The organism is Geomonas paludis, from assembly GCF_014193585.1.
Taxonomy (GTDB): Bacteria; Desulfobacterota; Desulfuromonadia; order Geobacterales; family Geobacteraceae; genus Geomonas; species Geomonas paludis.
This window is the reverse complement of record NZ_BLXY01000001.1, coordinates 300,838-321,969: the sequence shown is the minus strand read 5'-3', so window position 1 is coordinate 321,969 and position 21,132 is coordinate 300,838. Positions and strand designations below refer to the sequence as shown.

Sequence of the window (21,132 nt, the reverse complement as noted above, 5' to 3'; positions counted from 1 at the left end):
GCTTCTTCTACACCTGTGCCGCTGGTTGGGACAACGAGCCTGTGGAAGAAGGCGCGGCAGTTGCTCGGCAGTTGCCGAGTAAACCGCTGACGGGTAACGGATCATTTAATATTTTATTATTATTGTCAACGATTAATAGGTTTAACTACCAGCCATTTACGATGAAAAGAGTCAAAGCAAAAACAATAATCATTAAGTTATTGCAACTATACTGTGCTAACTGTGCATTATGACTTACTGCCGCGTTGTTTCGAAGCGTATCACACTGTACAAGCAATGCAATTTACGCGCAGAGTCTGTCGCGCCTGTTCCTTCGCCGCCGCTGTCACATTCTTCTCATCGGTCGATGCGTTCTTAAACTTAGGGGTTGGAACATATATTGTGCGCGGGAGGTTGAAGGAGAGGGGATAAGAGACCGGATGAGAGACGGGATGAGATGGCTGCAGCTGGTTCCCAAGCTCCAGCTTGGGAACCCCATATGGCGCAAAGCTCCAGCTTTGCACCGGAGGGAAGTTGGAGCTTCGGAGAGGCTTTGCGTTCCCAAGGCGGACCTTGGGAACGAGATCAAAGTCATCCGAAGTAATGGCCAACTCCCCAGTCCCCCCTCTCCCCCCGGGAGAGGGTCGGGGTGAGGGCCTCGCCACCAAGATCCTGTGTCGGCGCCGCCAGCGCCCTCACCCGCCCTGCGGGCACCCTCTCCCGGAGGGAGAGGGGATCTTAAAAAAGAAAGGGGCTATGCCTGCGCATAGCCCCTTCTTTGTTGCCGCGGCGCCCCCCAGACAGCCCGCCGCGACTGGTCGACCTTACCTAGTAATCAGTTCCCATGACGTAGTTCCGTACCGCCGCCGCGTTGGGCTGCACCTGGTTCGGCCGCATCATCTCGTTGTCCTCGTGGTCGATGATGTGGCAATGCCATACGTACCCGTTGCCGCCGTTGGGGTCGAATCCGAAGGAAGCTGCGGCGGGCGCGGTCGTGGCCGGCAGATCTGTAGGCGCCCAGCGCACCGCAATGCGGGTAACCTGCCCGGGGTAAGCCACTATGGTGTCCTTCCATCCCGCTTCCTGCGGCAGCGCCGGCGCGGCAGGTCCTTGCAGGTAGATCGGCTTGCCGTTCTTGCCGACCACGGCCACGTCGGGGTTGCCACCGACGGCCCTCGCGTTGGCCGGGTTGCCGTCGTAGCTCTGCGGCGGACCAAATCCGGGGATGTAGACCCCCGCGGGATAGGGGAGCCCCGTCATCGGGTCGTATCCCCCGCCAGGGAAGGCGGCCGCGTACGCCGCGCCGTAGGCTTTGGCATCGAACCCCTGCCGGTTGATGAGCTGGAACTGCGCCAGGTGCAGGTGAATGGGATGCGCGTCGGCGGTGAGGTTCACGATCTCCCATACCTCGGTCTCACCCTCTTTGGGCATCTCGGAGATGAAGTTCCCCGTTGCGTCGGCGCTGAAGCCCGGGATCGGCTGGAACTGGTACATCCCGTTCATGACGCCGGTGATCCGCTTGCCGTTCCACTTGGTGTTGTTGACCAGGATCTCCAGCGGCCCTCCCGGGTAGGCGGTCAGCGCGCCGGTCACCGGATCCACCGCGGTCTGGGGCATTCCCATCACCTCGTTCAGGGTAAGCTGGCGGGTTTTCTGCACCGTCACTCCGGCGGCGAGGGTCCCTGCCGCAGGGTTCGCCAGCCTCACCAGCGCCGGTCCCTGTCCCGCACCGCCGCGCAGGGTGGCTCCGGCCTGGGCCGGGTTGAAGGAGGTGTCCGCAGCCGGTGCCGCGCCGACCTTGAACAGCATGACGCGCCCCGTCGTATTGCCGTTGACGGTGCCCCCGGCCGGGTACGGGGTCTTGGCCGTGTTGCGCAGCAGCCAGTTCCCGGAATACGGCAGGCCGTTGGGGCCGATCTTGCCGGCCTGGTACCCGGCGAAGTCGACGATGACCTGGTAGCGTTCACCCGGCATCATGAGCAGCTTGCCCCCCAGCGCCGGATCGAGTTTGGCCGGGCGGTCGAGGAAGCCTCCGTCGGTGCCGATCACGTACAGCGGGGGTCCGGGGTTCTTGGACACCGGGTCCACCAGCGCCATCTCGTAGGTCCTGGCGTTGGAGCCGTTCAGGAACAGGAAGGTGTAGCGCTTGGCCTGGACGTTCTTGTAGGGCCAGGATTTGCCGTTGACCACGATGACGTCGCCCACGAATTCCGGGTTCCAATACGGGTGTTCCGGGTTGAGCGCCCAGAGCACCCCGCCGGCGCTGGCTGCCGTGAAGAAGAGCTGCCCGTTGCTGTCGAACATGCGGTCCTGGACTACCAGGGGCACCAGTTCCGGCAGGTTGGCGGGGTCGCGGGCGGGGTCGCTCACGACGTAGGCGCCGGCGAGCCCGGCATAGACGTTCAGGCGGGTGGCGCCCAGGGTGTGGTCGTGGAACCAGATCGGCGCCCCCTCCTGGGTGTTGGGGTAGCGGTAGATGGCGTAGTTCGACGCCGTCGCGCCGTCCCTGCTGTAGAAGGAAGCCCCTTTCATGGTGCCGTCGCTGGTGAACCAGGAATCGGGCCCGCCGTCCAGCTGCGGCGGCACCTCGCCCCCGTGCAGGTGGACCGCCGCCGGAATGGGTGCATCAAAGGTCTCCCCGTAGTTCGACGCGCACTCGCTTCCCGGCGCCGGAGGCATCGCCATGTGGGCGCACATGCTCATGCCGGCGTTAAGGGGGTCGGCCCAGTGCAGCGTCTGGTCCGTGCTGTAGCGGTAGGCCAGCACGTTGGTGGTCATAGCGGTGGGAAGCTGGTTTACGAACTTCATCTCGGTCGGGATCCCGCGCGTCGCCACGACCACCGGCCCGATGAACGATTCACGCCCCGGAATCGCTCCGTCCGCCGTCTGCGCCGCGACCTGCCCCGGCTGGAGATAGCCCCAGACCCAGGTCCCGGTGTAGCCCGGGACGGCATTGGCAGGGAGCACCATGCTCTTGAACTCCTTCATGCGGAGCTCGATGGTATTCGCTCCCGCCGGTACGATGTCCAGGTTCGGCAGCGGATCCACGAACTGTGGGATAGCCGATGCGGCCAATGGAACCTGCGGTGTCACACCTCCCCAGGCACTGACAAGGTGTGAAGTGATGATTGCAACAGCACCTACCGTAACTGATAAAAGTCGCCGTTTCATACCGTCCTCCTCCCTCCATGTATTTCATAAGATGATCTTGTTTGAGCAAGATGCATACCTTAAGACAGCATGCTTGATCTTATTGACTCTCACGAGAGGGACGGGCTGCAATTAGTTACTTTTGGTACAGTTTTGATGAGTGGAAGTTATTTATCTGTCGTGTTTTTTGCACCCTTTGCCTCAGCTTCATACAGTACGCCCGCGGGCGTTGCCATAAGCTCTTCCGGAAACTCGGCAGAATGCCACAGGGGATTCTCCCCCTCTCTTGAGGGGAGGGGGACGGGGGGTGGTGAAGCCCGCAGGGGGAGGGGGGACCAAGGCAGTTCATCCGCGTCCTTTGAGGGCGCAAAAAAAGGGGGCAGGTTTTCACCTGTCCCCTTTGCTCAGTCCGTTGGATATGCGGTCGTGGCTCGCGGCGTCGCGACAACTACTCCGGCAGGTACTCCGCCGCGCCGATTTCGGTAAGGTAGAGGCGCACCGTGATGGAGCAGGCGGCGCCGATGCCGTTCACCAGTGCCACCACCTTTTCCAGGATGGACGCGGCCAGCTTGTTCTCGCGCGCCGTGCGGGGACCGAGGCTTCTGGCCAGCACGATCAGGCGGATATCCGCGCCGATGTCGCGGGGGCTGGCCTGGGAGAACTGCAGCGAAATCTGCTCCGGTCTGAGGATCGCCATCTTCCCGCCGCGGATCTCCAGCAATTCCGAAATGATGGAAGGGAGCTCTCTGGCCAGGCCGTCAAGCACCTCGTCATTTACATTTGCTTTGTGAACTATCGCGACATTCATGATTACCTCCTCCTTGTGCAGTTTGTGCGGTGAACAATCGCGCCAGTATAGAAGAAAACTCATCAGACATCAATAAGGAGAAATGCCAGCAGAAGGGACTGGCTCCGTAAGGTGCCTGTCCCTCTAGCGGAACGCTCCCTTCCGCTCAGCCATCTTCCCCAAGTGACCAAGGAGGACAGGCACCTGCGGAGCCAGTCCCCTCACAACAAAAAAGGGACCAGACATAGTCGTGGTCCCTTTGACTGCGGGCGATACTGCGTGTTCTTTCTAGGGCAGGGTAAAGAAGAAGATGGCGCCCTCTCCCTTTTCCGATTCGGCCCAGATCCTGCCCTGATGGCGGTCTATGATGCGTTTGGCGGTGGCAAGACCTATGCCGTTGCCCTGGAACTCCCGGCCGTGCAGCCTCTGGAAGGCGTCGAACAGGTTGTCCTTGTAAATACTGTCGAACCCCACCCCGTTGTCCTTCACGAAGATGACCAGGTTCTTGTCTATTATGAGACGGCCGACCTCTATCCTGGCCGGCTGCGTCGTCGAAGTGTATTTCCAGGCATTCTCCAGGAGGTTCCACATCAACTGGCTCAGCAGCGCCTCGTCTCCCTGGACGAACAGCCCCTCGGCTATTCTGACATCCACCTGCCGGTCGGGCTCCCCTTCCGCTAGCTGCTCGATGGCCTTCTTGGCCAGGGACGAGACGTTGACCATCTTGCAGTTGGTCTTGATGCGGCTCACCTTGGCCAGCTCGAGCAGGTCGTCGATGAGCCGGCTCATGTCCCTGGTGGCCCGGCAGGAGCGCTCCAGCAGACGCTGCGCCTCCTCCGGCAGGTAGGAGACGAAGTCCTGGGCGAGTATGCTCAGGTAGCCGTTGATGTGGCGCAGCGGCGCCCTGAGGTCGTGCGAAACCGCATAGCTGAACGATTCCAGTTCCTTCACGGTAAGCTCCAGGCTGTGCGTCCGCTCCGCCGCCTTTTCCCAGGCAGCCTGCAGTTCCTGGTTCTGCAACTCCAGTTCGTTCTGGTGCATCTCGAGCTCCCGCAGCAGGCGCTGTCTATCCATCTCGGATGACGCCGATACTGGGGTTGCTGACGGCAATATCGCAAAACCGCGTGGCTCACTTCCCACCTTTTCCATTGTTGACGTACTCATATCCACCGCCACAGATATGTAAATTTTAAAATGATACGTCACATTAACTAATTAATAGATTAACTGCAACCAAAATAGTAGGCTTTTCGAATTTCTTGAGTAAGCGGGTGAAGGAGCTGACGAGGCTATGCCAGTCATCAGATTTATGCCTGAAAGATAAGGGCGATGTGTGACTAGACACTCCCTTTTATATTGCCCGCTAGCCCAATCTCTTGTATAAAAGGCTGCCCACGCAACACCCCGAATTTCAACGCTAAGGCGGTTTTACACCTTATGTCATCGAGAAAGATCGCACTGGTGACCGGAGCGAGCAAAGGGATCGGAGCGGCCATCGCCCTCACCCTCGCCCGCGACGGCTTCGACATCTGGCTCAACTACCGCTCCGACCACGCGGCCGCCGCGGAGGTGGCGCGCCAGGTCGAGGCCGCCGGGGCCTCCTGCCGCCTGGTCTGCTGCGACGTCGCCGACGCAAGCGCGGTCAAGGAGACGCTCGGACCGCTGCTCGAAAACGAGTCCCCGGAGGTGCTGGTCAACAACGCCGGCCACGCCAAGGACACCCTCATGGTCTGGATGGGCGAGGACGAGTGGAAGGACGTCCTTTCCGTGCACCTGGACGGCTTCTTCCTGGTCACCAAGCTGGTGCTGGTCGGCATGCTCAAAAGGCGCAGCGGCCGGATCATCAACATCGCCTCCACCTCCGGGCAGAGCGGCGTGGCGGGACAGGTGAACTACTCCGCGGCCAAGGCGGGTCTCATCGGCGCCACCAAGGCGCTCGCCCTGGAGACCGCCAAGCGCAAGGTGCTGGTGAACGCGGTCGCCCCCGGCTTCATAGAGACCGACATGGTGGCCGGCCTCCCCAAGGAGAAGATCGTCCCGATGATCCCGCTCGGGCGCATCGGCACCCCCGAGGAGGTGGCGGAGGTGGTCTCCTTCCTCGCCTCGGACAAGGCATCGTACATTACCGGACAGGTGATCGCCGTCAACGGCGGCATCTACCTGTAGCGGCGTTTCGACAGAACGACAGCAGTTGAGGTAACCGTGCACAAAGTAGCCATAACCGGGATCGGGATCGTTTCCTGCCTGGGAAGCAGCATCCCGGAGGTCGCGCAGGCGCTCAGGACCGGACGCTCCGGCATCGTGGTCGACGAGGAGCGCCGGCGGCTTGGCTTTCGCAGCCCGCTCACCGGGCGCATCGCCGAATCCGGACAGCGCGCCCCCCTCTCCAGGAAGCAGGCGAAGACCATGCCCGACTTCGCGGTGCAGGCCTTTGCCGCCGCCTGGGACGCGCTCACCATGGCGGGCCTGCCCGAGGAACTGGCGCAGAGCCCGGAGACGGGACTCATCTTCGGCTGCGATTCCAGCTGCCTCACCGCGGTGGAACAGGTGGAGCTTTTGCGCGAGCGCGGCGACACCCAGCTGATCGGCAGCGGGCACGTCTTCCGCTCCATGACCTCCTGCATCACCATGAACCTCAACACCCTGCTCAAGTGCCGCGGCGCCTGCTGGACCATCAGCTCGGCCTGCTCCAGCGGCGGCCACGCGGTGGGACAGGCGGCGGACCTGATCGCCATGGGACGGCAGGAACGGGTCATCTGCGGCGGCGCCCAGGAGATCAACTGGCAGTCCATGTGCAGCTTCGACGGCCTGGGCGCATTCTCGCTGCGCCTGGACGACCCCGCCGGCGCCTCGCGCCCCTTCGACGCCGGGCGTGACGGGCTGGTCCCCAGCGGCGGCGCGGCGGCCCTGGTGCTGGAGCGCTACGACCTGGCGGTAGCCCGCGGCGCCGCCATCCTCGGCGAGGTCGCCGGCTACGCCTTCTCCTCCGACGGCAACCACATCTCCGTGCCGAGCAGCGAGGGGCTGCAGCGCGCCATGCGCCAGGCTATTGCCCTCTCCGGCATCTCCACCGCCGACATCGGCTACGTCTGCGCCCACGCCACCTCGACCCCGGCCGGCGACGCAGCCGAGGCGCGCAACATCTCCGCGGTCTTCGGCCCCACGACCCCGCCGGTCTCCTCGCTGAAGGGGATGACCGGGCACGAGCTCTGGATGTCCGGCGCCTCGCAGGTGGTCTACAGCACCATCATGGCGCGCGAAGGGTTCATCGCCAGGAACCTCAACTTCACCACCCCCGACGAGGACTCGGCCCGGCTCAACATCGTCACCGAGACCCTCAACGCCACCCCGGAGCACGTCCTGTGCAACTCGGCCGGCTTCGGCGGCACCAACTCCTGCCTGGTGCTGAGGTTTGCCCGGTGACCTACGATTACGCCGTCATCGGCGCCGGCGTCTCCGGTATCACCTGTGCCCTCACCCTGGCACGCAGCGGCCACCAGGTGGCGCTCATCGAGCAGGCGCCCCGCACCGCCCCTCTGTTGCGCGGCTTCTCGCGCCACGGCGTCCACTTCGACACCGGCTTCCACTACACCGGCGGGCTCGGTCCCGGGGAGCCGCTGGAGCTGTTCCTGCGCTACCTGGGGGTCGGCGACCGCATCGAGACCTTCTGCTTCGACGAGCGGGGCTTCGACCTGTTCCGCTGCGACGCCCCCGCCTTCGAGTTCAGCTTCCCCATCGGCTTCGCCAACCTGCGCGAGCAGCTTGCCGCCACGTTTCCCGCGGAGCGGCAGGCGATAGAGAGCTACCTGGAGCAGGTGGCCGCCGCCGGCCAGGCCATGCCCTACCTGAACCTGGAGGCGGAGCTGAGCCAGGAGTCGCTCCTGCAGCGGGTCATCGGCCCGAGCCTGCGCGAGGTGCTGGACCGACTCACCGGCAACGAGCTTTTAAAAAGCTTGCTTTCGGTGCACTCCCTTTTATATGGTGTTTCCAGCCGGGAGGTCCCCTTCGCCCTGCACGCCGCCATTGCCGGGAGCTACTACCAGTCGGTGCGCGGCATCCGCGGCGGCGGCCTGAGCCTCGCGCGCGCCTTCGACGCGCGGCTCGCCGAGCTGGGGGTAACGGTGCTCTGCTCGCGGCAGGCAACGGCCATCGAGCTTTCCCCCGGCGGGGCGGTGAGCGGCGTGCGCCTGGCCGACGGGGAGCTGGTCCCCTGCGCCGCGGCCATCGCCACGGTGCACCCGCAGCTGCTGCTCGACCTGGTGCCGGAAGGGGCTTTCCGCCCGGTCTATCGCAAGCGGCTCGCCTCCCTGGAGGAGACCGTTTCCGCCGTGCTCTGCTTCGCCACCTGCGACGCACCGATCCCCGGCCTCTCCGGGAGCAACCGGTTCTACATCCCCGATACCGCCGCCATGGACGAGCTGGGGGGGCGGGCGGTGGGACGCGGCGCGCTCTACCTGAGCGCCGCCTACCGCGACGGCGATCCGGTCCCGGCCGGCTTCATCGGCATCTGCCCCGCCCTCTACAGTGATGTTGCGGCATGGCAGTCGCGGCGGGGGGAGCGTCCTACCGGCTACGCAGAATACAAGGAAGAGGCACTGGAGCGCCTGACGGCACAGATCACCCGCGCCTACCCCGAGCTCTCGGGCCACATCCGGAGCATCGAGGCATCCACACCCCTCACCGTGAGCGACTACTGCGCCACGCCGCTGGGCGGGCTCTACGGCGTCAAGCACATGGTGGGGCAGTACAACCCGCAACCGGCCACCCGGGTCCCCGGCCTGTTCCTGTCGGGACAGGCGGTGGCGTCGCCCGGGGTCATGGGGGCGGTGCTCGCGGGGCTGGTCACCTGCGGCACCCTGCTCGGGCACGACCGCATCAGAAAGGAATTGAAGGGATGTTGCTGAGAAGAGTGGTCATCACCGGGGTCGGCACGGTCTCCCCGTTCGGGCGCGGCCTGGACAACCTCATGGACGGCCTTTTGGCCGGCAGAAGCGGCGTGGTGGAGCTTCCGGCACTGGCGGAGATCACCGGGATGCGCACCCGCGTCGCCGCCCTGGTCACCGGGGTCGACCCGATGGAGATCCCGCGCAAGTTCCGCCGCTCCATGTCCAACATGTCCGTCTTCGCCACCTTGGCCGCCCAGGACGCCGTCGCCATGGCGGGGCTCGCCCCGGAACAGCTCTCCAGTGGCAGGCTCGGCGTCTCCATCGGCTCCACCACCGGCAGCCCGCAGACCATGGAAGAGTTCTTCCGCGAGTTCAACGCCGATCACAGCCTGGAGCGGATGAAGTCGACGCTCTTCTTCCACATCATGAACCACAGCTGCGCCTCCAACGTGGCGCAGGTCCTGGGGGTGACCGGACGGGTGCTGGCGCCCGCCGCCGCCTGCTCGACCTCGACCCACGCCATCGGCTACGGCGCCGAGATGATCGGGCTGGGCAAGCAGGAGTTCATGCTCTGCGGCGGCGGCGACGAGTTCCACCCGCTCACCTCGGGCACCTTCGACATCATCAACGCCGCCTCGGCCGGCTTCAACGACACGCCCCACCAGACGCCGCGCCCCTTCGACGCCAGGCGCGACGGCATCGTCTGCGGCGAGGGGAGCGGCATCCTGCTGCTGGAGTCGCTCGACTCCGCCCTGGCCCGCGGCGCCGACATCCTGGCGGAAGTGACCGGCTTCGCCACCAACTCCGACCCCGGCAGCATCGCCAACCCGGACACGGCCTGCATCGCCCAGTGCATGCGCCTGGCCCTCGCCGACGCCGGCATCGAGCCGGGGCAGGTCGACTACGTCAACGCCCACGCCACCGCCACCGAGCAGGGGGACATCGCCGAGTGCGCCGCCATCGCCGAGGTGTTCGGCGCGCAGACCCCGGTCAGCAGCCTCAAGGGGCACCTGGGGCACACCATGGCCGCCAGCGGCGCCCTGGAACTTGCCGCCTGCGTCGAGATGCTGCGCCGCGGGGTGCTGATCCCTACTTTGAACCTGGACCAGGTCGATCCCGCCTGTGCCGGGGTGTTGCACCAGAGGGAGGTCGCCCCGCGCCGGGTCGACACCGTGATCAAGAACAATTTCGCCTTGGGTGGCGTCAATTCATCCATAATTTTGAGGAGATATGTCTAGTATGACCGAGCAGGAAATCGTAGCGAAGATCAACAGTTCCCTTGCGGAGGAGTTCGAGTACGACCTCGCGGCGATGACGCCGGAGACCACCCTGTTCGAGGACATGGGGCTGGACAGCCTGGACGTGGTCGACCTGGTGATCGTGCTGGAGACCGCCTTCAACATGAAAGTGCGCGAAGAGGAGGCGATCCGCAAGATCCGCACCCTGGGCGACATCCACGAATTCGTCATCGCCAAAAAGCGCCAACTGGAGGGTGACCGGTAGGTGACGCCGCAGGAAGCCCCACGGCACCGGGAGAAAAGCGGCAGGTTCTGGCTGCTCCGGGCGCTATTTCTCAACCTGACCTTCTACCCCCTGATGGTTCTCTGGACCGCTGCCGGCATCGCTGCGTCCCCGCTCTGCCTGGTCCTGTGGAAGCTGGTCACCGGCTGGGATTTCGGCCGCATCACCCGGCACCTGATCAGCATCCACGGCCTGGGCATGGTCGTCATCACCTCCCCGTTCGTCCGCTTTTCCAGCGAGGGGACGGAAGGGATCGGGCGCCCCTGCATCCTGGTGGTGAACCATCTCTCCTTCTTCGACAGCTACTACATGTCCACGCTCCCCTTCCACGACATCGTCTTCGCCGTGGGGGCCTGGCCCTTCAAGATGTACTGGTACACCCTCTTCATGCGCCTCGCCCAGTACCTGGACGTGGAAAGCGCCCCCTGGCAGGACGTGGTGGCGACCTGCACCGCGACCTTCGCCAAGAAAGGGGTGGTGATCTTCTATCCCGAGGGGCACCGCTCGCGGACCGGCAGGCTGCAGCCCTTTTATTCCGGCGCTTTCCGGCTCGCCAAGGAGACCGGGGTCCCCATCGTGCCGCTCATCATCACCGGGACCGACGACCTGCTGCCGCCGGGGCGCTTCGCGCTCTACCCGTCCCGGGTGCGCCTCAAGGCGCTCCCGCCGGTGGACCCGGCCTCGTTTGCGGGGCATAACGGCCACCTGCGTCTGCGCCGCGAGGTGCGCGAGCGGATGACGCGGGCGCTGGCCGAGATGCAGGGGGAGAGCGGCGCGATGAGGATATCGCAATGACCTGGGATGCCGAAAAGGGGCTGGAACTCGCCCGTTGCGACGCCGCGGCCATCGCCGAGAGGCAGGAAGAGCTGTTGCGCCGCCACGTGCGGCACTGCGCGCAGCACTCCCCCTTCTACCGCACCATGCTGCGGGACTTGGGCATCGAGCCCGGGGAGATCAGGACCCTCGCGGACCTGGCCCGGCTGCCGCTGACCGAAAAGCGCCACCTGGAGGAGCGCCGCGACGACTTCCTGGCCGTGGCGCAGGACGAGGTCACCGACGTCTGCCTCACCTCCGGCACCACCGGCAAACCGATCGCCATGCTGCAGAATAACGCCGACCTGGAGCGGCTCGCCTACAACGAGGAGATCTCCTTCCGGGGCGTGGGCATCACCAGCGCCGACCGCGTCCTGGTCGCCGCCGCCATCGACCGCTGCTTCATGGCCGGACTCGCCTACTTCATGGGGCTCACCAGGATCGGTGCCACCGTGATCCGCGGTGGCTCCAGCAGCACTGCGCTCCTGGTCGAGCTGATCAAGAACTGCCGCCCGAGCGCCATCATCGCGGTGCCGACCCTCTTGCTCGCCCTGGCCAAAAAGCTGGAGCAGGAGGGGTTGTCGCCGGCCGCGGTCGGCGTCACCCGGCTCATCTGCATCGGCGAGCCGGTGCGCACCCCCGACTTCGCCCTCTCCCCGCTTGGGGAGCGCCTGTTCCAGGCCTGGGGCTGCCGGATCTTCGGCACCTACGCCAGCACCGAGATGGCCACCTCCTTTACCGACTGCGAGGCCGGCCTGGGGGGACACCTCCACCCGGACCTGATCGCGGTGGAGATCGTCGACGAGGAGGGGCACCCGGTCCCGGACGGGACCCCGGGCGAGGTGATCGCCACGCCGCTCGGCGTCTGCGCCATGCCGCTCTTGCGTTTCCGCACCGGCGACATCGCGACGCTGCACCGCGACCCCTGCGCCTGCGGCCGCAACACGCCGCGCATCGGCCCGGTGGTGGGGCGGAAGTCCCAGATGCTCAAGTACCGCGGCACCACCGTCTATCCCCCGGCCATCGCCACCGTGCTGCAGGGGATGAGCGGGGTGCAGGGGTTCTACATCGAGGCGGAGAGCGAGTTCGCACTCTCCGACCGCATCCGCGTGGTGGTGGGGGCCGCCGATGCGTCCCTTACTTCGGCGCAGGTGGCCAAGAAGATCGCCGCCGCCATCCGGGTCAGCCCCGAGGTGGTGCTGGTCTCCCCCGAGGAGGTCCTCAGGGTGACCGTGCAGGAGGACAAGAGAAAGCCGGTCCTCTTCTTCGACCGCCGCACCCCGCCGGCGTAAGGCGAGGCCGATCTCCCCCTCCCGCAAGGGGAGTGGGGACAAAAAGCACAATGCCCGAGATTTGATCTCGTTCCCAAGGTCCACCTTGGGAACGCAATGCCTCTCCGAAGCTCCAGCTTCCCTCGGATGCAAAGCTGGAGCTTGGGAACCAGGGAAGCGACAATCTTCCGCTAATGCCCTCTCCCAGAGGGAGAGGGGGATGGGCATCTTAGCGGAAGATCATCGCTAGCCCGGTATGAACTTGAGGCGAGGCGGCAACACCAACTGGAAAGGATAAGCATGCTAAAGCGTCCCACAGTACCCCTGAACGGCGCCGACCTGACCGTCGCGGACATCGTCGCCATCGGCGTCGGCGATCGCGAGGTGGTCCTCGATGCGGCCGCCCTGGAGCGCTGCCGCGCCAGCCGCGCCTTCCTCGAGGAGGAGGTCGCCGCGCGCCGCATCATCTACGGCGTCAACACCTCCTTCGGCCCGATGTGCAACAAGATCATCGAGGATGCCGAGATCGAGACGCTCCAGGTGAACCTGATCCGCAGCCACGCGGCCGGCCTGGGCGATCCGTTGAAGCCCTACATCGCCAACGCCGTCATGGCGGTGCGCCTGAACACCCTGGTCAAGGGGTACTCGGGCGTGCGCGTCGAACTGCTCCAATTCATGAAGGAGCTGGTGAACCGCGGCATCGCCCCCTACATCCCCGAGTGCGGCTCGGTCGGAGCGTCGGGCGACCTGATCCAACTGGCGCACCTGGCCCTTACCATCATCGGCGAGGGTAAATCCTACTACCGGAACGAACTGCACGACACCGGCGCGCTCTTCGCCCGCCTCGGCATCACCCCCTTCTCGCTCAGCTTCAAGGAGGGCATCGCCCTCATGAACGGCACCTCCGCCATGACCGCGGTGGCCGCCTTCGCCCTCTTCGGCGCCCGCAAGCTGTTGAACCTCTCCCTGTTCACCGGCGCCTTCGCCCTGGAGATCTTCGGTGGCATCGACGACGCGTTCGACGAGGACCTGCACCTGGTCAAGCCGCACCCCGGTCAGCTCGAGGTAGCCCGCGCCATCCGCGCCCTCTACGCCGGCTCCGGCAACATCACCCTGAGAAAAGAGATGCACGAGCGCATCCGCGGCCACGAGACCGACGGACCGGTCTACGAGACCAGCGTCAACGTGCAGGACGTCTACTCGGTGCGCTGCACCCCGCAGGTGCTGGCCCCGGTGCTGGAGGCGATCGACGCGGCCGAGCGCACCGTGACCATCGAGGCCAACTCCTCTAACGACAACCCGATCGTTATCCCGGAGCGCAAGAAGGTGATCCACGGCGGCAACTTCCACGGCCAGAGCATCGGCTTCGCCATGGATTCCCTCTGCATGGCCATGGCGACCATGTGCACCCTGTCCGAGCGGCGCATCAACAAGTTCCTGGACCGCAGCATCAACGAGGGGCTGCCGGAGTTCCTGATCCCAGGCACCCCGGGCCTCACCATGGGCTTCATGGGGAGCCAGTACCTGGCCACCTCGACCACGGCCGAGAACCGCCAGCTGGCCAACCCGGTCTCCACCAACTCCATCTCCTGCAACGCCTCCAACCAGGACGTGGTCAGCATGGGGACGGTGGCGGCGCGCAAGGCCTTCAAGTCGGTCAGTAACGCCAAGCACGTGCTCACCCTGGAAGTCCTCGCCGACCTGCAGGCGCTCTCCTTCAGAAACGCCGAACGCCTGGGCACCGGGACCGGCAAGCTCTACGCCATCCTGAACCGCGAATTCTCCGTGTACGACAACCAGCGCGTCTTCCACGAGGACCTGGTCCGCTTCCGGAAGCTCCTCTTTTCGAGCCAACTCCTGGACGACCTGGCCCCGTACCTGGGCCAAGAGGGCTAACCGAATGGGTGCAGCAGCCATGACCACCGACCTGACCCTTCCCATGCCGGCGCGGCTCCTCATCCCGCACCGCCCCCCCATGCAGCTCGTCGAGCGGCTGTTGAGCTACGCCGACCAGGCGGGCGAAGTCGAGGCGCTGTTCCCGGCCGACAGCCTGTTGGCCGCCGCGGACGGCACCCTGGACGGGGTGGCGCTGGTCGAGCTCCTGGCGCAGGGATACGCCGTCATCAAGGGGTACGACGACCTGCTGCAGGGAAAGGAAATCTCCAAGGGATACCTGGTGGGACTGCGCAAGCTGCGCCTGACCGGGACCGCCCGCACCGGCGAAAGACTCTTGGTGCGCATCCGCACCGTGGGGAGCTTCGAAGGGTTCGCCGTCGCCGAGGGCGAGGTGGAGCGCGACGGCGCGGTCGTGGCCAGCGGCACGTTGAAGCTCTGGATCGTTGGCGACGCGGCCGGGGAGGCTGCATGAAGCGGCTGTTGTTCCTTTGCTGCCTGCTCTGCCTGCTGCTCTGCGCGCTGCCGCTCTACGCCGAGACCCAGCCCTCTCCGCAACTCCTGGACACGCTCGAGAAGAACGCCGGCTCGGTGCGCACCCTCTCCAGCGATTTCGTCCAGGAAAAGCACCTGAGCATGTTCAAGAACCCGATGACCTCCAAGGGGCGCCTCTACTTCTCCAAGCCGGACCAGCTGCGCTGGGAACTGACCGCGCCGGTCGCCTCCGGCTTCGTGCTCAAGGGGGATCGCGGCAGGCGCTGGCACGAGCGCACCGGCCGCACCGAGAGTTTCCAGATCAGCCAGGAGCCGATCATGAAACTGGTCTCCGAACAGCTCTTCGCCTGGGCCCGCTCCGACTTCGCCTGGATTAAGAAGGAGTACCGGGTCACCGTGCTGCAGGAGTCCCCGGCGCTGCTGCGGCTGGAGCCGCGCTCGGCCGCCACCGCGGGCTTTCTGCACCACCTCCTGATCGGCTTCAGCGCCGACGGGCGCTACGTGAAGAGCGTGGAACTGCACGAAAAGGACGGGGATTTCACCAGGATCCGTTTCCTGAACACGGCGGTGAACAAGGCGCTGCCGGCGGACATCTTCTAGAATGGGCGAGCCCTCCCTGAACCTCTTCGGCCGGCTCTACCGCTACTTCGCCGGCCGGCGCCGCGTCCTGTACGGCGCGACCCTCATGCTGGTGGCGCTCTCCCTGTTCGCCTCGTCGCGGCTGAGGCTTCAGGACGACATCGTCGCCATGCTCCCGGATGACGGTTCCAGCGCGGCCACCGATTTCCGCCTGCTGCAGCTCGCCCCCTTCACCAGGAAGCTGGTGGTGAGCCTGAAGACGCAGGCGCCGGGCGACAGCGCCGCGCTCGTCGCCGCCGCCGACAGCCTGGCGCAGGGGCTCCGCGAGGCGAAGGTGGGCAAGGTGAGTACCGGCCCGGCCGCGCTGGGGGCGGAGTTCTTCGGCTTTCTGGGCACGGCGCTCCCCAACCTGTGCGGCGAGGCGGACCTGAAGCGGTTGGAGGCGGCAAGCGCGCCGGGAAAGGTACGCGAACGCCTGCGGGAAGGGTACGAGCAGCTGTTCGCCCCGGAGGGGTGGGCGCTGAAAGGGAAGCTGCAGGCCGATCCGCTTTCCTTCTCCGACCTGGTCCTGGAGCGGCTGCGCTTTTTGAACCTGGTGCCCAACATGCGCCTGGTGCAGAACCATTTCGTCTCCGCGGACGGCAGCAGCGCGCTGATCACGGTGGACACCACGGTCCCCATGACCGATTCGGCCGCCTCGCGCCAGCTCATGGACCGGGTCGACGCCGCAGTTAAGACGCGGGTCCCGGCCGGCTTCAGCGCCACCGTCCTCTCCGGGCACCGCTACACGCTGGCCAACGCGGATGCCGTCAAGCGTGACCTGTACCTGGTGCTGACGCTGAGCATCGTGGCGGTGTTCGCCATCTACCTGGTCTTCCTGAGGAGCATGAGCGCCCTGTTCGTGTTCCTGGTGCCGTCCTCGGTGCTCGCCATCGCCTCCGGCGCCATGGCCCTGTGGGCCCCCAAGGTCTTCGCCGTCACCCTCGGCTTCGGCGGTGTGCTGCTGGGCATGGTGGACGAGTACGCCACCATGATCTACTTCGCCTGCCGCAAGGGGGGCAAGGATCCGGCCCTGATTACCGCCGAGGTGGCGCGGCCGGTCCTCTCCGGCGCCCTGGCAACGCTGTTGTCCTTCGGGGTGATGCTCCTCTCGGTGCTCCCGGGGCAGCGTCAGCTCGCCGTGTACAGCATGACCGGCATCGCGGCCGCGCTCCTCTTCTCGCTGGTGGTGCTGCCGCACCTGGTGCGCCCGGCTCCGGGGGGGAGCCTCCCCTTCGGCGGCATGAAGACCCTGCACCCGCCGCGCCGCATGGTGCTGGCCCTCTGGTGCGCAGTCCTGGCCGTCTGCGCCTTCGGCGCCACCACGGTCCGCTTCAACGGCAGCCTGCAGGCGGTGAACCTGGTCCCAGTCGAGCTGAAACGGGCCGAGGCGGAACTGAACCGGACCTGGGGCGACCTGCAGGGAAAGGCGCTCATCTTCGCGGAAGGGAAGGACCTGGAGAGCGCGCTGGAGCTGAACCGGCGCGTCTTCGACCGGCTCGCCCCGACGCTCCCGCCGGGGGAACTGGTCTCCCTGGCTCCGCTCCTGCCCAGCCAGGCGCAGCAGCGCGAGAACCGGGCCCGCTGGGTCTCCTTCTGGCAGGAGGGCCGGGCGGCACGGCTGGAGGGCGACCTCGCCCGCGAGGGAGCCGCCTTCGGCTTTACCGGCGCAGCGTTCGCCCCCTTCCTGGCCACGCTGAAAGCGTCCCCCGCTCCCCTGAACGTTGACGGGTTGCGCGCGGCCGGGCTTTCCGAACTGGTGGACGCCCTGGTGCTGCCGGGTAACGGCTCGGTCCGGGTGCTCACCCTGGTGCCGGACCGACCCGAGTTGATCCAGCGCCTGTCCCGGGAACTGGGCACCCTGCCCGGGGTGCACCTGGTCTCCGAAAGCCGCTTCGGCGCCGCCATGGGGGGGAGCATCATCCACGACTTCACCAGGTATCTCGCCACCACCGGGGTGCTGGTGTTCCTGCTGGTCGCCGCCGTGTTCCGCGCGCCGTCGCGCATTGCGCTGGTGCTGGTGCCGGTCGTGACCGGCGTGGTCTGCATGCTCGGCATCATGGGGCTCCTGGGGCTTCAGTTCAACATCTTCAACATCGCCGCCACCATCCTGATCATCGGGCTGTGCGTCGACTACGGCATCTTCATGGTGAGCAGGCTCGAGGACGGCGGCGACGAGACTTCCAGCCTCGCCGTGCTGGTCTCCGGGCTCACCACCCTGGCCGGGCTCGGGGCGCTCGCCCTGGCGCGCCACCCGTCGATGCAGTCCATCGGGGTCTCCGTCCTGCTCGGGGTGGGCACCGGGATACCCGCCGCGCTGTTCGTGATACCGGCGCTGCACCGCAAGGACAAGGCATGAAGCGGATCGCCCTTTTGCTCTCGGCAGCACTCTTGGTCCTTCTGGCCGGCTGCGCCGGAGTCCCCTTCGAGGCGACCGAACTGGTCCCGACCGTGCCGCGCTCGGCGGCGGAGCTGGCCGACGGCCTCTGGAGCCGGCAGCGGGCCCCCCTGGTGCTGCGCCACAGCGCGCTCTTCGAGTGGCAAGGCATGCGCGTCCCGGTGGAGGCGATGCTGAGCCTGGACACCAAAGCCGGCGAGGCCCGCTTGGTCGCCATGAACGAGATGGGGGTGAAGCTGTACGACATCACCGTGCTCCGGGATGGGAGCCGCGCCAACTTCGTCATGCCCGACCTCGCGCGCTACCCCGGCTTCGCCGAGGCGGTGGCGCTCTCGGTGCGCCGCATCTTCTTAGCACCTGCAGCCGCAGCGGACGACCGGCTCACCGTCGCCAGCCGCAGCTACCAGACCAGCCGCGAGGAGGGGAGCGCCACGCTCCGTTTCACCTTCGGCGGCGCCGAGGCGCAACTCCTGGAAAAGTCCTGCCGCGGCGCGGACCAGTCCTGGCGGGTGCGCTACTACCGCTACCAGCGGCGCGACGGAATCCTTTTCCCCGGCGGCATCGTGCTCGACGACGATCGGGCCGGCTACCGCCTCACCCTTTGGATCGACAGCGTGGAGCCAAGCAATGAATAGCATCATCGCCAAGGAAATAACCGCGAGCCGCCTCGGGGCGGAAAGCGACAGCGAAGGTGGGTGCCGGGGGCGCTACCGCTTCGACGCGGGCTTCGCCGGTTTCGACGGGCACTTCCCGGGATTCCCGATCCTCCCGGCCATCGTCGAGATCCACTCGGTGGTCTCCCTGGTGGGCGCGGTACGGCAAACACCCCAGCGCCTGGTCTCCGTGCAGGACGCCAAGTTCCTGAACCCGGTGCGCCCTGGCCAGGAGCTGCAGGTCGCCTGCCGCCCCCGCACCGTGCAGGGTAAGGAACTCTGCGACGCTAAGCTCACGGTGGGCGAGGTGACCGTCGCCACCATGCTGCTGGAGCTCGCACTGGAGGAATCCCCGTGACCCGTGCCTACTTCACACCGGTGGCCGGCGGGCCGCCCCCGCTGCGCATCACGGTCGAGCGCCAGGTCCGCTTCGAGGAGGTCGATCCGCTCAACATCGTCTGGCACGGCCGCTACCCGAGCTACTTCGAGGACGCGCGGGTCGCCTTCGGGGAGAAGTACGGCCTGGGCTACCTCGACTGCTACCAGCGCGGCATCCTCACGCCGATCAAGAAGATGCACGTCGACTACTTCCGCCCGCTCGCCTTCCCGGAGCGCTTCACCATCGAAGGGATCCTGCACTTCACCACCGCCGCCCGGCTGAACTTCGAGTTCGTGATCCGCAACCAGCGCGGCGAAGTGACCTGCACCGGCTACACGGTCCAGATGATGCTGGACACGAACCAGGAGATCATGCTGGTGCCGCCCCCCTTCATCGAGGAGTTCCTGGGGCGCTGGCAGCAAGGAGCGCTGTCGTGATCGAGGTCTGCATCACCGCGGCGCAGACGGTGACCGGGCTGGGCACCGGGCTCGATCCCCTCTTCGACGGGATCATGGCGGGGCAAAGCGCCGTGGTGCCGGTGGAGCGCTTCGCCACCGCCCGTTACCTCTCGCCCAACGCCTGCTGCGTGCCGGGCGTTGAAGCAGGGGGCGACTCGCTCCTCTACCCCCTGCTGGAGCGCCTGATGGAGGACTTCCCCGCCGTCCCGGCCGACTGCCGCCTGCTTCTCGCCAGCACCAAGGGACCGGTCGATCTCATGGAGCGGCTGCAGCGGGGCGAGGCGGTCGACCCGGCCGAACTGGCCATGGAGCGCGTGCTGTCCCGCGTCGCCGGGCGCTGCGGCACCACCGGCCCGGCGCTCAACGTCAATGCCGCCTGCGCCTCCTCCACCCTGGCCCTCGCCCGCGCCGCGCAGATGATCGCGCTGGGGCGCTGCGAGGCGGCGCTGGTGGTCTGCCTCGACCTGGTCAGCGAGTTCGTCTTTTCCGGCTTCTCCGCGCTGCAGGCCCTCTCCCCTACCCGCTGCCGCCCCTTTGATCGCAACCGGGACGGGCTGACGTTGGGAGAAGGAGGGGCGGCGCTGCTCCTGATGAGCCGCGAGCGGGCCCGGCGCGAGGAGTGCAAGGTGCTGGGCGTGGTGGCCGGTTGGGGCGCCGCCAACGACGCCACCCACATCACGGCCCCCGCCCGCGACGCCTGCGGCCTGATCCAGACCGTGCGTCAGGCCCTCGCCCGCGCCGGCCTCACCACGGACGCCATCGCCGCGGTGAGCGCGCACGGCACGGCGACGCCGTACAACGACCAGATGGAAGTGACCGCCCTGCGCGCCCTCTTTCCCGGCCGCAACCTGCCGGTGCACTCGGTCAAGGGCGCCATCGGCCACACCCTGGGCGCGGCAGGCGGCATCGAGGCGGCCCTGGCACTCAAGTGCCTGGAAGTGGGGGTGCTCCCCCCAACCGTCGGGCTCGTGGAACCGGACCCGGAAGGGGTGGGACTGGTGAGCGACGCGGCGCAGGACATCAATGGGGATTTCGTGCTCAGCACCAATTCCGGGTTCGGCGGGGTGAACGCCGCCGTCATCCTCGGCCGGGGGGACGCATGAGCGCGTACCTGAACGGCATCGGCTGGGTCACCGGCACCGGCTGCGGCATGGGGTCGCAGGGAAGCGAACTGATCTTCGCCGACCTCCCCCTCCCCGCGCTGGCGCGCCGTGACGTTTTCGCCGAGCCCAACCAGCGCTTCGGGCGCATGTCCGACTACGCCAAGCTCGGTCTGGCCGCGCTGGCTTTCGCGCTGCGCGACGCGGGCCTGGAGTCGTGGAGCGAGAAGCGCCCCTTCGGCGTCGTCGCCGGGACCAGGCTCGGCTGCCTCGCCACCGACCTCGATTACCAGCGCACCGTGCTGCTGGAGGGAGGCGGGCTGGCGAGCCCGAACCTGTTTGCCTACACCCTAGCCAACTGCTTCCTGGGGGACGCCGCCATCCAGTTCGGTTTGACCGGTTCGCTGCTGGCGGTGAACGAGACGCAAAGCGCCGGACTGGGCGCGCTCACCATGGCGCTGGACCAGCTTGCCCTCAAGGAGGAACCGGTGGTCTTGGCCGGCGTCTGCGACCTGACTCCCCCGGAGCCGTTGGCCGGCGTCGCGCAGTTTCACCCCGGCGCCGCCTTCCTGGTGCTCGGCGACGCTCCCGGACAACGCTGCTACGGCAGCGTCAGCGTGGCAGCGGACGGCGGCATCGAATGCAACGGCACCCGGGTCGAGAGCATGGCCGAGCTCATCGCCGCAGCCCTCAAAGAAAGGTGACTCAGGGTTCCCTCTCCCCCTGGGAGA

Annotated in this window: 19 protein-coding genes; 16 read left to right on the top strand and 3 right to left on the bottom strand. The window is 66.5% G+C overall.

Going from position 1 to position 21,132, the window contains the following annotated elements:
- Window positions 1-807 precede the first annotated feature (807 nt).
- The 3 genes from H7687_RS01415 to H7687_RS01405 form a co-directional block, all read right to left on the bottom strand.
- On the bottom strand, window positions 808-3,054 hold the full coding sequence (locus tag H7687_RS01415; RefSeq protein WP_246404493.1) for a multicopper oxidase family protein: 2,247 nt from the start codon (window positions 3,052-3,054) through the stop codon (window positions 808-810).
- Between the two features lie 523 nt (window positions 3,055-3,577).
- Window positions 3,578-3,937 carry a hypothetical protein gene (locus H7687_RS01410; RefSeq protein ID WP_183344327.1) on the bottom strand — a complete coding sequence of 120 codons (360 nt, stop codon included), beginning with the start codon at window positions 3,935-3,937 and terminating at the stop codon, window positions 3,578-3,580.
- A gap of 267 nt (window positions 3,938-4,204) precedes the next feature.
- Window positions 4,205-4,990 (bottom strand): sensor histidine kinase, encoded by a 786-nt coding sequence (locus tag H7687_RS01405; protein ID WP_183344325.1) that lies wholly within the window; start codon window positions 4,988-4,990, stop codon window positions 4,205-4,207.
- 363 nt (window positions 4,991-5,353) lie between these two features.
- On the opposite strand from H7687_RS01405, the gene fabG reads away from it, so the two are divergent.
- The 16 genes from fabG (at window position 5,354) to H7687_RS01325 (ending at window position 21,105) form a co-directional block, all read left to right on the top strand.
- Window positions 5,354-6,082: a 3-oxoacyl-ACP reductase FabG gene (gene fabG / locus H7687_RS01400; RefSeq protein WP_183344323.1), complete on the top strand. Its 729-nt coding sequence runs from the start codon at window positions 5,354-5,356 to the stop codon at window positions 6,080-6,082.
- A gap of 36 nt (window positions 6,083-6,118) precedes the next feature.
- Window positions 6,119-7,339 (top strand): beta-ketoacyl-[acyl-carrier-protein] synthase family protein, encoded by a 1,221-nt coding sequence (locus tag H7687_RS01395; protein WP_183344321.1) that lies wholly within the window; start codon window positions 6,119-6,121, stop codon window positions 7,337-7,339.
- A complete protein-coding gene (locus H7687_RS01390) occupies window positions 7,336-8,820 on the top strand; it encodes a phytoene desaturase family protein (RefSeq protein ID WP_183344320.1) in 1,485 nt (494 codons plus the stop codon). Before H7687_RS01395 ends, H7687_RS01390 begins: the two co-directional genes overlap by 4 nt.
- Window positions 8,811-10,040: a beta-ketoacyl-[acyl-carrier-protein] synthase family protein gene (locus H7687_RS01385; protein WP_183344318.1), complete on the top strand. Its 1,230-nt coding sequence runs from the start codon at window positions 8,811-8,813 to the stop codon at window positions 10,038-10,040. The genes H7687_RS01390 and H7687_RS01385 overlap by 10 nt, the downstream gene beginning before the upstream one ends.
- 1 nt (window position 10,041) lies before the next feature.
- Window positions 10,042-10,305, top strand: coding sequence for an acyl carrier protein (locus H7687_RS01380; RefSeq protein WP_183344316.1), 264 nt, complete (start codon window positions 10,042-10,044; stop codon window positions 10,303-10,305).
- Window positions 10,306-11,118 (top strand): lysophospholipid acyltransferase family protein, encoded by an 813-nt coding sequence (locus H7687_RS01375; RefSeq protein WP_183344314.1) that lies wholly within the window; start codon window positions 10,306-10,308, stop codon window positions 11,116-11,118.
- Window positions 11,115-12,428 (top strand): phenylacetate--CoA ligase family protein, encoded by a 1,314-nt coding sequence (locus tag H7687_RS01370; RefSeq protein WP_183344311.1) that lies wholly within the window; start codon window positions 11,115-11,117, stop codon window positions 12,426-12,428. The genes H7687_RS01375 and H7687_RS01370 overlap by 4 nt, the downstream gene beginning before the upstream one ends.
- A gap of 279 nt (window positions 12,429-12,707) precedes the next feature.
- Window positions 12,708-14,303 (top strand): HAL/PAL/TAL family ammonia-lyase, encoded by a 1,596-nt coding sequence (locus tag H7687_RS01365; protein WP_183344309.1) that lies wholly within the window; start codon window positions 12,708-12,710, stop codon window positions 14,301-14,303.
- A 4-nt stretch (window positions 14,304-14,307) separates the two neighbouring features.
- Window positions 14,308-14,775 carry a hotdog family protein gene (locus H7687_RS01360; RefSeq protein ID WP_183344307.1) on the top strand — a complete coding sequence of 156 codons (468 nt, stop codon included), beginning with the start codon at window positions 14,308-14,310 and terminating at the stop codon, window positions 14,773-14,775.
- Window positions 14,772-15,395, top strand: coding sequence for a LolA family protein (locus tag H7687_RS01355; RefSeq protein WP_183344305.1), 624 nt, complete (start codon window positions 14,772-14,774; stop codon window positions 15,393-15,395). The genes H7687_RS01360 and H7687_RS01355 overlap by 4 nt, the downstream gene beginning before the upstream one ends.
- Window position 15,396: 1 nt before the next feature.
- Window positions 15,397-17,772 carry an MMPL family transporter gene (locus tag H7687_RS01350; RefSeq protein ID WP_183344303.1) on the top strand — a complete coding sequence of 792 codons (2,376 nt, stop codon included), beginning with the start codon at window positions 15,397-15,399 and terminating at the stop codon, window positions 17,770-17,772.
- Window positions 17,769-18,446: a DUF3261 domain-containing protein gene (locus H7687_RS01345; RefSeq protein ID WP_183344301.1), complete on the top strand. Its 678-nt coding sequence runs from the start codon at window positions 17,769-17,771 to the stop codon at window positions 18,444-18,446. Before H7687_RS01350 ends, H7687_RS01345 begins: the two co-directional genes overlap by 4 nt.
- Window positions 18,439-18,822, top strand: coding sequence for an ApeI family dehydratase (locus H7687_RS01340; RefSeq protein WP_183344300.1), 384 nt, complete (start codon window positions 18,439-18,441; stop codon window positions 18,820-18,822). Before H7687_RS01345 ends, H7687_RS01340 begins: the two co-directional genes overlap by 8 nt.
- Entirely contained in the window at window positions 18,819-19,280 is a 462-nt protein-coding gene (locus H7687_RS01335; protein ID WP_183344298.1) for an acyl-CoA thioesterase, read from the top strand. The genes H7687_RS01340 and H7687_RS01335 overlap by 4 nt, the downstream gene beginning before the upstream one ends.
- Entirely contained in the window at window positions 19,277-20,404 is a 1,128-nt protein-coding gene (locus H7687_RS01330) for a beta-ketoacyl-[acyl-carrier-protein] synthase family protein (protein ID WP_183344296.1), read from the top strand. The genes H7687_RS01335 and H7687_RS01330 overlap by 4 nt, the downstream gene beginning before the upstream one ends.
- The gene (locus H7687_RS01325; protein WP_183344294.1) at window positions 20,401-21,105 is read left to right on the top strand and encodes a beta-ketoacyl synthase N-terminal-like domain-containing protein; all 705 of its coding nucleotides are present in this window, start codon (window positions 20,401-20,403) and stop codon (window positions 21,103-21,105) included. Before H7687_RS01330 ends, H7687_RS01325 begins: the two co-directional genes overlap by 4 nt.
- The last annotated feature ends 27 nt before the right edge of the window (window positions 21,106-21,132 follow it).

Bases quoted from the DNA above. Each gene is read 5' to 3' on its own strand.
- H7687_RS01410 (WP_183344327.1), bottom strand. From the start codon at position 3,937: ATGAATGTCGCGATAGTTCACAAAGCAAATGTAAATGACGAGGTGCTT.
- H7687_RS01405 (WP_183344325.1), bottom strand. From the start codon at position 4,990: ATGGATAGACAGCGCCTGCTGCGGGAGCTCGAGATGCACCAGAACGAA.
- fabG (WP_183344323.1), top strand. From the start codon at position 5,354: ATGTCATCGAGAAAGATCGCACTGGTGACCGGAGCGAGCAAAGGGATC.
- H7687_RS01385 (WP_183344318.1), top strand. From the start codon at position 8,811: ATGTTGCTGAGAAGAGTGGTCATCACCGGGGTCGGCACGGTCTCCCCG.
- H7687_RS01380 (WP_183344316.1), top strand. From the start codon at position 10,042: ATGACCGAGCAGGAAATCGTAGCGAAGATCAACAGTTCCCTTGCGGAG.
- H7687_RS01370 (WP_183344311.1), top strand. From the start codon at position 11,115: ATGACCTGGGATGCCGAAAAGGGGCTGGAACTCGCCCGTTGCGACGCC.
- H7687_RS01365 (WP_183344309.1), top strand. From the start codon at position 12,708: ATGCTAAAGCGTCCCACAGTACCCCTGAACGGCGCCGACCTGACCGTC.
- H7687_RS01360 (WP_183344307.1), top strand. From the start codon at position 14,308: ATGGGTGCAGCAGCCATGACCACCGACCTGACCCTTCCCATGCCGGCG.
- H7687_RS01355 (WP_183344305.1), top strand. From the start codon at position 14,772: ATGAAGCGGCTGTTGTTCCTTTGCTGCCTGCTCTGCCTGCTGCTCTGC.
- H7687_RS01350 (WP_183344303.1), top strand. From the start codon at position 15,397: ATGGGCGAGCCCTCCCTGAACCTCTTCGGCCGGCTCTACCGCTACTTC.
- H7687_RS01345 (WP_183344301.1), top strand. From the start codon at position 17,769: ATGAAGCGGATCGCCCTTTTGCTCTCGGCAGCACTCTTGGTCCTTCTG.
- H7687_RS01340 (WP_183344300.1), top strand. From the start codon at position 18,439: ATGAATAGCATCATCGCCAAGGAAATAACCGCGAGCCGCCTCGGGGCG.
- H7687_RS01325 (WP_183344294.1), top strand. From the start codon at position 20,401: ATGAGCGCGTACCTGAACGGCATCGGCTGGGTCACCGGCACCGGCTGC.